The sequence below is a fragment of the Sandarakinorhabdus oryzae genome, assembly GCF_009733735.1.
Lineage (GTDB): Bacteria > Pseudomonadota > Alphaproteobacteria > Sphingomonadales > Sphingomonadaceae > Sandarakinorhabdus > Sandarakinorhabdus oryzae.
In genome coordinates, this window is record NZ_WNJP01000285.1 from 1 (window position 1) to 2,100 (window position 2,100).

Genomic DNA, 2,100 nt, shown 5'->3' on the forward strand with positions numbered 1-2,100 from the left:
CCGGCCAGCAGCAGCGACAGGCGCCAGCCGGCGACGGCATGCCCCAGCCGCGCCTGCAGCAGCCGTGATTTCACCACCGATTGCAGCAGCGCCGCCAGCGCCAGGGCCAGCGCCGCGCCAACGCCGCCGCCCAGCGGGCCCTCCAGCGGCACCAGGATCAGCGTCAACACCGCCTGCACCGCCAGCCCGGCCAATGACCAGACAAGGTTGCGGCCGCGCGCGATGTAGATCAGCGCGCTTTCCGCCACGGCGGCCTGCGCGGCAAACAATTCCACTGTCAGCAGTGCCGCCAGCACGAACACGCCGCTGGCAAAGGCCGGGCCAAACAGGCCCATCGCCGCCCGGCCCACCAGCCCGAAGGCCAGCACCACGCCGAGCTGGGCCGCCGCCACCCAGAAGCTGATCTGGCGGACATGGCTGGCCACCTTGGCGAGGTTGCCGGCGGCCAGGTTGCGGGTGAGCACTGGACCCAGGATCGGATCGAAACTGGATTTCAGCCGTTGCGGCAGCGAGGCAATCTGCTGCGCCACATAATAGATGCCGACGATCTCGGCCGAGGCAAAGCGGCCGAGGATGAAGATGTCGAGCCGGCGCGCGCCCCATTCGGCAATGTCGGCACCCGCCAGCGGCACGTTGGTGCGCACCAGCGTCCACAGGCGCGCCGGATCGGGGCGCCAGCCCGCTGCCCAGCCAAAGCGCCGCAGCGCCGGCGACAGCGCCGCAGCGAACGCCGCCACCATCGACAGCAGATAGGCAATCAGCATGCCGTCGCTTTTCCAGGCGGTGAAGGCCAGCGCCAGCGCGGCAATCGACAGCACCCACGGCTCGATGATGGAGCGGGCGCGCACCTGGGCGCCGACATCGTGGTGATAGGCCAGCCCGGCCAGCGCCACATCGGCCAGCGCGATGAACGGGATGATGGCGGCAAACCAGCGGTCGAGCGGCGCCAGGTGCGTGGCCGGGAACAGCAGTTCCGGCAGGGCGACCAGCACGGCGGCGCCAGCCAGCGCGGCGATCAGCGCCACCGCCAGCGCATCGATCAGGGCTGCGGCTTCGTCGTGCGGGCGGCGCGCCAGGTCTTCGGCAAGGCCGCGCTTCAGGCCCAGCGTCGCCAGCATCGCCACCAGTTCCACCACCATGGTGGCATAGGCAAAGCGGCCCAGGGCTTCGGCGCCATAGAGGCGGCCGGCGATGAACAGGAAGGGAAAGCGCGCGGCGAGCCGCAGCACATAGCCGAAGAAACTGGTGCGCCCGCCCTTGGCCAGGGCGGCGGTTTCCGCCGCATCGCTGCGGCCAGAGGCCGGTGTCTCAGCCAACATGCACCCGGCGATAGCGGCCGTGCAGATAGAGCAGCGGCTCGCGGGCCTGATCGAGGGCGAGGCGGGTGACACGGCCGACGATGATGCGATGATCGCCGCCGTCGTGATCGGCGTGCAGGTCGCAGACAAAGGCCGCCTTGGCGCTGGCCAACACCGGCACGCCGTCCCAATCCCGCCAGTCATGCTCGCCAAACCGATCGATGCCGCGGCGGGTGAAGCGATCGGCCACCACCTGGCCATCAAGATCGAGGATGTTGATGGCAAAGCGGCCGGATTCGCGCAGCACCGGCAGCGCCGACGCCCCCGTGGCCGGGCAGAACAGCAGCAGCGGCGGATCAAGGCTGACCGAGGTGAAGCTGTTGGCGGTCAGCCCGACCCGCTCGCCGCTGGCGGACTGACTGGTGACCACGGTGACCCCGGTGGCAAAGCAGCCGAAGGCATCGCGCAGCAGGCGCGGATCAAACGGGGCGTGTGCATCGGTCATCTGCCGTCCCCTATCGCGATTCTGTGGCCCGTCAATGTTGCGGATCGCCACCGCCGGGTTATCGTGCCGGCCCTGCCCCCACGACGCGCGAGTTTTCCGATGCCGCTCACTGCCAGCCTTGCCCTGCTTGCCGCCGCTGCCCTGCCGGCCAGCCTGCCGCTCGATGCCGCCACGCTGGCGCGGCTGCCGGTGGCGACCGCCATGCTCACCGCCCATGGCCAGAGCCAGCAGTGCAGCGGCGTCTGGCTGGCCGATATGGTTGATGCTGGTGGGGCTTTGCTCCACCGCCGCCTCGGC

General features: G+C 70.2%; 3 protein-coding genes. 1 reads left to right on the forward strand and 2 read right to left on the reverse strand.

The features are described 5' to 3' along the window. Both GJ693_RS15640 and GJ693_RS15645 read right to left on the reverse strand, forming a co-directional pair. Positions 1 to 1,319 (reverse strand): lipopolysaccharide biosynthesis protein (locus GJ693_RS15640; RefSeq protein WP_156257163.1); only part of this gene is annotated, 1,319 nt, incomplete at its 3' end. Next, complete coding sequence (locus tag GJ693_RS15645) at positions 1,309 to 1,803, reverse strand: flavin reductase family protein (protein WP_156257164.1); 495 nt, start codon at positions 1,801 to 1,803, stop codon at positions 1,309 to 1,311. The genes GJ693_RS15645 and GJ693_RS15640, both read right to left, overlap by 11 nt. A 99-nt stretch (positions 1,804 to 1,902) precedes the next feature. Between GJ693_RS15645 and GJ693_RS15650 the strand changes: the two genes are divergently transcribed. Continuing rightward, on the forward strand, positions 1,903 to 2,100 hold a 198-nt coding region (locus GJ693_RS15650; RefSeq protein ID WP_156257165.1), incomplete at its 3' end, for a hypothetical protein.

Coding starts and splice junctions, on each gene's coding strand:
- GJ693_RS15645 (WP_156257164.1), bottom strand. CDS start 1,803: ATGACCGATGCACACGCCCCGTTTGATCCGCGCCTGCTGCGCGATGCC.